The sequence below is a fragment of the Longimicrobium sp. genome (assembly GCA_036389795.1).
Taxonomy (GTDB): Bacteria; Gemmatimonadota; Gemmatimonadetes; order Longimicrobiales; family Longimicrobiaceae; genus Longimicrobium.
Genome location: DASVWD010000107.1, coordinates 1 through 6,453, shown reverse-complemented (window position 1 = coordinate 6,453; position 6,453 = coordinate 1). Strand labels below are relative to the sequence as shown.

Below are 6,453 nucleotides of genomic sequence, written 5' to 3'. Positions count from 1 at the left end.
GTCGGCTCGACGGGTTCGCTACCCCGCTTCTTTCAGCGCTCCCCTCGCGGTCGGCGCCTTGCGGCTCGCTTCGGTCCCTACGACCAAGTTCCGGGAGGACTTTCACCTCCTGACCACTGTCCATGCTGGGCACACACGAAGCGAAGCCCGGCGGAACCGCGTCCGCCGGGCTTCGGAATCTCCTGGAGTGTTGTCGATCCCGCTCAGGCGATCAGGCGATGGGCTCCGGGCTCCGGCACCGGATCGCCGAACTCCCTGGCCGTCGCGATCCACGCAGCGATCGCCGCCTGCGCGTTGGCGAGCGCGGTTTCGCGAGTCGACCCGTGCGCCGCGCAGCCCGGCAGTTCGGGCACCTCGGCGACGAACGCGTCGTCCTCGTCGCTCCAGTAGATCGTCATTTCGAAACGGTCCATCATTCCCCCGCCGCGCGCAGGATTACGATCACAACCGGCCTGGCTCACGAAGCGTCTTCAGGTCCTGCTCGAGATCGGAAACGTCGTAGTCGAGCGGAATGCCGCGGCTCGCGAGCAGGTGCTGGAACCCTATGCGACCCATCTTCGCGAGCCGCGCCGCCTGTGCCAGCGTCAACTCCTCGCGCTGGCAAGTCCTACACCCCCGCCAGCTCCTCGCCCACCCGCTCCCATGCCGCGTACGTCTCCGCCAGCTCCGCGTCCAGCCGCTCGCGCTCGGCGGCGAGCTGCCGGGGTCGGGCGGGGTCGGCGCCGGGGGCGTAGAGGACCGGGTCCGAGAACGCCGCCTGGATCTCCGCCAGGCGCGCCTCGATCTCGTGGATGCGCGCCTCCAGCCGCTCCAGCTCCCGCTCGCGGCGGCGCACCTCGTTCTTCGACAGCCCCGCGGGCGCCTTCGCCGGCTGGGCGGCGGGCTTCGCGTCGGCGGCCGACTTCGCGGCGGCGGCGGCGGCCGACGACGCGGCCTCGGCCTGGCGGCGGGCGGTCCACTCCATCCAGTCGTCGAAGCCGCCGGGGTAGTCCTCCCAGCGCCCGTCGCTCCAGCTCCAGACGCGCGTGGCCGTCTGCGACAGGAAGGCGCGGTCGTGCGAGATCAGGATCACCGTCCCCGCGTAGCCCTGGATCGCCTCCTCCAGCACCTCGCGGCTCTCCAGGTCCAGGTGGTTGGTGGGCTCGTCCAGCAGGAGCAGGTTGGCGCGCAGCAGCGTGATCTTGGCCAGCGCCACCCGCGCCTGCTCGCCGCCCGAGAGGCCGCCCACCTTCGCCTCCACCTCGTCGGCGCTGAAGAGGAAGCGGCCCAGGTGGCCGCGCAGCTCCGGCATGGTCACCTTCGCCGCGTCGCCCACCTCCTGCCAGACGGTCTTGGCCGGGTCCAGGTGCGTGAAGTCCTGCCGGTAGTAGGCGCGCACCACCCCCGTCCCCGGCGTCACCGAGCCGCGGCACGGCGCCGCCTCGCCCGCCAGCGCGCGCATCAGCGTGCTCTTGCCGCAGCCGTTGGGACCGATCACCGCCACCCGCTCCCCGCGCGACACCTCGGCGCTGAACGGGCCGAAGAGCACGCGCTCGCCGTACGCGCAGCCCACCCCGTCCACGCGCAGCACCGTCCCCCCGCTCTTCGAGGCCTGCCCGAAGCGCAGCGCCATCGCCCGCGGGTCGCCGCTGACGGCGGCCACGCGCTCCATGCGCGCCAGCAGCGTGCGGCGGCTCTTCGCCTGCTTCGTCTTCTGACCCGCCAGGTTGCGGCGGATGAAGTCCTCGGTGCGCGCGATGAAGTCCTGCTGCTTCTCGTACTCCTTGCGCTGCACCTCGCGGCGCAGCTCGCGCTGCTCCAGGAAGCTCTCGAAGCCGCCGCCGTACGCGTACGCGGTGCCCTCCTCCAGGTGGAGGACGTGGTCCGCCAGCCGCTCCAGGAACACGCGGTCGTGCGAGACCACCATCACCGTCCCCGGATAGCCGCGCAGGTACTCCTCCAGCCAGGCGGTCGAGCGCAGGTCCAGGTGGTTGGTGGGCTCGTCCAGCAGCAGCACGTCGGGCTCGGCCAGGAGCGTCTGCACCAGGCGCAGGCGCCCCAGCTCGCCGCCCGAGAGCGCGCGGATCGGCTTGCTCCACGTCTCCGGCGGAAAGCCCAGGCCCTCCAGCGTGGCGTCGGCGTGGGCGTGCATCTCGTAGCCGCCGCGGCGCCTGAACTCCTCCACGTGCCGGTCGTACGACGCCAGCAGCCGCTCCCCCTCGGCCGACCCGTGCTCGAGCCCCGAGAGCCGCTCCAGCTCGAAGTGGAGCTTCTTCTCCATCCCCAGGAGCTCGGCGAACGGCTCCAGCGCCGCCTCGGCCACGGTGGCCGTGCTCTCCTCGCCGCGGTTCTGGCGCAGCAGGGTGAAGCGGGTCCCCGGGTGGCGCCACACCTCGCCCTCAGTGGGCTCCTCCTCGCCGGTGATCATGCGGAAGAGGGTGGTCTTCCCCACCCCGTTGCGGCCCACGATCCCCCAGCGCTCGCCCTGCCCCACGTGGAAGCCCACGTGCCGCAGCACCCAGCGGTCGCCGAACTGCTTCCCCGCGTCCTGCAGCCGTACGATGGTCATTCGTATCGAGTGGATCGGGTGGTGAATGGAGCCGACGAATCTAACACGCCGTCCGTCCGCCCAGCAGGCCGCCGGGAATACGGGCGCGGCGGACCGCGCCATGCGGCGGCCGGAGCCGGTAAACGAAATACTTGTCATTTTACGCGCGTGTATTTAACCTCTTTCTCCGCGAGATCCTTCCCTCGTGCCTTGCGGACGCGCCAGGGCGTCCGCGCTCCCAGGGGCCACCCGGCCCCGATCATTCATCCAATTCCGGAGGATTCCATGCGGATTCGGCTGCTGGCGGTACTCACGCTGACGGCGACGGCGGGCTGCGCCACCATCATGCACGGCAGCAAACAGGAAGTAGGTTTTTCCAGCAACCCCACGGGGGCCACCATCTTCGTGAACAACCAGCAGGTGGGCGTGACGCCGACGACGGTGAGCCTGAAGCGGAAGGACCAGCACACGGTCCGCATGGAGCTGCAGGGCTACCAGCCGTTCGAGATGCAGCTGTCCCGCGGCACCAGCGGGTGGGTGTGGGGCAACCTGGTGTTCGGAGGACTGCCCGGGCTGGTGGTCGACGCGCTCACCGGCGCCATCTACAAGATCAATCCGGACAACGTGCAGGGGACCCTGACCCGGGCGACCGCCAGCCTGGACGGCGACACTCTCCACATCGCCGTCGTCCTGAGCGCCGACCCGTCGTGGGAGAAGATCGGCCAGCTGGCGCCGGCCGGCGGCTGGTGAGGCACATGGCGCGGTAGCCAGGCCCACGCGAAGAAGGCCGGGGAGAGATCCCCGGCCTTCTTCACATCGTCCGTTCGTGAGATTCTCCGCGGCCCGCCCGGCCGGTCATCACCCGGCGCCGCCGGCAGGCCCTAGTCCCGCCCGGTGCCCGACATCGAGAACGAGCCCGTCTTGCGGAAGGGGACCTCGCGGGTGCCCAGCGGCGTGCGCACGTCCACCGTGCCCTCGGCGCGGTACTGCACGCGCCCGGTGCGCAGCAGCGAACCCGCGGCGCCGCCCAGCTCGCGGTAGCTGAACTCCACCGGGATGCGGAAGGTGCGCGTCTCGCGGCCGCGCACGGTGATGGTGTCGCCGTAGGTGCCGTCGGCGAACTCCACCCAGGTGGTGTCGGCCCGCGTGTCGCCGGGCTCGCGCAGCCACAGGCGGTAGCGCAGGTCGTCGGCGCGCAGCGAGAAGCGGTTGGGGTTGTGCACGCGCACGTTGGCGATCAGCGTCCCCCCGCTCAGCCCCACGCTCCCCAGCGTGACGCCCTCCAGGTCGATGTCGGGCCTCTGGAACGTGCCGCTGCACGCCGACAGCGCGAGCGCCGCGCCCGCCAGCGCGGCCGTGATCCGCTTGCGATCCATCATCCGGCTCCTCCTTCTCCAGTCACCGCGCGGCCCGTGCGGCCCTCCCGCCGGCCCCGCAAGTCTCGCTCCGATCTCGGTTTGGGAGGCGTTCTACCCGGTAACGGCCGAAAGGAGCCACCCCACCACCGTCGCCACGCCCACCAGGAACACGGCGAGACCCAGGAGCATGGCCGCCAGGCACCCGTAACGCGGGCTTCGCCTGACCGGCTCCGGCTCCTCCACCGGCTCCAGCTCGTCGACGATCTCGATGCGGCCGATCCAGGTGGCGTCAATGCCTTCCGCGTCGACCAGCTCTCCCAACTCGGGGTTCGATTCCCACTCCTCCACGAGCGCGGCCCGAAGGAAGATGACGCCCAGCCGCAGCGCACCTCCGGAGGTCGCGGTCACCTCGACGCCTTCGGGGCCCTCCGTCATTCGCACACTGGCGTCCGCGCGCGGCACCAGCTGGTCCAGCTCGCGCACCAGCTTGCGGATGCGCCCTTCGTTCATCGGGCTACGCGGGTTGAGGGTCCACGTGCAGCGTCGGCGCACGGCGCCACTCGTTCCACGCGGCGCCTTCCAGCAGGGTCCAGCGCGCGCCCTCGGCCAAGAGGAGGCCGCGGCCGCACCACCCGGCCACGAAGTCCAGGTCGTGGCTGGAGAGGAGCACGGCGGCCCCGGCGGCGCGGCGCGCGTCCAGCTCGGCCACCAGCCGCTCCGCCGAGGGGCGGTCGAGGCCGTTGAGCGCCTCGTCCAGCAGCAGCATCCGCGGGGCGTGCAGCAGCGCAGCGGCGATCGCCGTCTTCCGCCCCATCCCCTGCGACAGCTCGCGGCAGAGCGTCCCCTCCGCGCCGCCGAGGCCCAGCAGCTCCAGCAGCCGCCCGGCCTCCCTCTGCGACGCCGCCGGGTCCAGCCCGCGCGCGGCGGCCACGAAGCGCAGCATCTCCGCCACCGTCAGCTCCGGGTAGAGGAACGGCTGCTCGGGGACGTAGCCCGTGCACGCCGCCGCGGCCACCGGGTCGGCGAACGGGTCGACGCCGCAGAGCCGCACCTCGCCGCGGTCCGGGAGCCGGTCGCCGGTCACGCAGCCGATCAGCGTCGACTTGCCGGAGCCGTTCGCGCCCAGGAGCGCCACCGCCTCGCCGGGGCGCACCTCGAAGCCCACGCCATCCAGCACCACGCCGCGCCGGTACTTCTTGCGCAGGCCGCGCACGGCGAGGGGAAGCGCCTGGTCCGCCACGCTACCTCCCCGCCGCCGCCAGCGACGCCGCCGAGGCGAGCGCCGCGCCCCCCGCCGCCGCCCCGATCCACCACCACCCGGGCGTGGTCGGCACGTTGAGGCTCCAGGCGATGGAGACCGGGAGCACGAGGCCGAGCGAGAGCCCGAACGCCGCCGCCCAGCGGCCCAGCAGCCGGTCGCGCAGGCGCAGCCCCGCCGCGCGGTCCAGCCAGCGCGCCCGGCCGCGCTCCGACTGCCCGAGCCGCACCACGGCGAGCGCCTGCCCGGCCAGCAGCAGCCCGCACGCCGTCGTCACCCAGCCGCGCACGGCCGGGTCACCCCCCGCGCGGACGAGCGCCAGCACGGCGGCCACCGCCAGCGGCGCCACCGTGCGCGTGGCCCAGCGGAAGCGGCGGCCCACCACCACGGCGTCGCGCGCGCGGACGGCGCCGGCGCGGCGCGGGAGCACGCGCGCCAGCCCGCGCCCGATCACCAGCTCCGACTCGGCCGCGTCGGGCGGGGGCGCGTACGCCAGCTCGCCCGCGTGCGGCCCGAAGCGCGGCCACGCCCGCTCGAAGCGCCGCCGCGCCAGCGGCACCAGCGGCAGCGCCAGGGCGGCCAGGACCGCGACGCGGACCGGCATCGCCCCGACCGGCAGCCCCGCCAGGAGCCCGGCCGCGCCGCCCGCCACCGCCGGCCCCACCGGCGCGAAGACGAGCGGCGCCGCGGCCACCAGCTCGCGGTCGAACGCCATCGACTTCGCCAGGAGCCCCCGCCGGAACGCCGGATCGACCGTGTTCTCCCCCGCCCGCGCGAACATCCACAGCGACACCGCCCACGTCACCACCGCCGCCGCCAGCGCGGTCCCGAGCGGCCGCGCGAGGGGCTGATCCGTGGCGACGAACGGGATCAGCACCGCCAGCACCGTCGCGAGGGCGACGGCGAGGAGGCGGAGCGCGCGCAGCCCGAAGCTCGCCCGCGCGGGGACGCCCAGGCGGCGCAGGAAGGCGTCGTCCGCCGGGCGGAAGAGGAGGGTGTACGCCTGGAGAGAGACCGGAGCCGCGGCGACGAGCCCCAGCAGGAGCTGCCCGTTCCCCGTCGCCACGTCCGGCCGCACCGACTCCCCCGCCGCCCACAGCCCCCCGGCGGCGAGCGCGGCCGGCAGCAGCACGCCCGCCCACGCCCCCGGCCGCGGGTGCCGGAACGCGTCGGACAGGCGCCGCGCCTCGAGGCGGAGGAGGAGCGCGAGGTGGCCGGTCATCGATCAGGGAGGCCCGGCGCGGGTGAACCCGCGGCAACAGCGGCGAGAAGCCTGCCTTCGCTGGCTGGTCCGGCGCGGAACCTGGCTT

The 6,453-nt window shown here is 73.7% G+C and carries 8 protein-coding genes; 1 reads left to right on the top strand and 7 read right to left on the bottom strand.

The features are described from left to right. Positions 1–203: 203 nt before the first annotated feature. From VF746_14505 to VF746_14495, 3 genes are read right to left on the bottom strand one after another with little or no spacing between them, the layout of a single operon-like run. Entirely contained in the window at positions 204–416 is a 213-nt protein-coding gene (locus VF746_14505) for a type II toxin-antitoxin system HicB family antitoxin (GenBank protein HEX8693631.1), read from the bottom strand. A gap of 25 nt (positions 417–441) precedes the next feature. Further along, positions 442–588 (bottom strand): UPF0175 family protein, encoded by a 147-nt coding sequence (locus tag VF746_14500; protein ID HEX8693630.1) that lies wholly within the window; start codon positions 586–588, stop codon positions 442–444. 19 nt (positions 589–607) lie between these two features. Next, positions 608–2,548, bottom strand: coding sequence for an ABC-F family ATP-binding cassette domain-containing protein (locus tag VF746_14495; protein ID HEX8693629.1), 1,941 nt, complete (start codon positions 2,546–2,548; stop codon positions 608–610). A gap of 264 nt (positions 2,549–2,812) precedes the next feature. On the opposite strand from VF746_14495, the gene VF746_14490 reads away from it, so the two are divergent. Then, the gene (locus VF746_14490; protein ID HEX8693628.1) at positions 2,813–3,277 is read left to right on the top strand and encodes a PEGA domain-containing protein; all 465 of its coding nucleotides are present in this window, start codon (positions 2,813–2,815) and stop codon (positions 3,275–3,277) included. 131 nt (positions 3,278–3,408) lie between these two features. Here the strand turns inward: VF746_14490 and VF746_14485 are convergent, their stop codons facing one another. From VF746_14485 to VF746_14470, 4 genes are all read right to left on the bottom strand, one after another. Then, a complete protein-coding gene (locus VF746_14485; protein ID HEX8693627.1) occupies positions 3,409–3,906 on the bottom strand; it encodes an LEA type 2 family protein in 498 nt (165 codons plus the stop codon). Positions 3,907–3,996: 90 nt separating this feature from the next. Continuing rightward, positions 3,997–4,395 (bottom strand): hypothetical protein, encoded by a 399-nt coding sequence (locus VF746_14480; GenBank protein HEX8693626.1) that lies wholly within the window; start codon positions 4,393–4,395, stop codon positions 3,997–3,999. Between the two features lie 4 nt (positions 4,396–4,399). Beyond that, positions 4,400–5,125: an ABC transporter ATP-binding protein gene (locus tag VF746_14475; GenBank protein ID HEX8693625.1), complete on the bottom strand. Its 726-nt coding sequence runs from the start codon at positions 5,123–5,125 to the stop codon at positions 4,400–4,402. Position 5,126: 1 nt separating this feature from the next. Continuing rightward, positions 5,127–6,365, bottom strand: coding sequence for a hypothetical protein (locus VF746_14470; GenBank protein ID HEX8693624.1), 1,239 nt, complete (start codon positions 6,363–6,365; stop codon positions 5,127–5,129). Between the last annotated feature and the right edge of the window lie 88 nt (positions 6,366–6,453).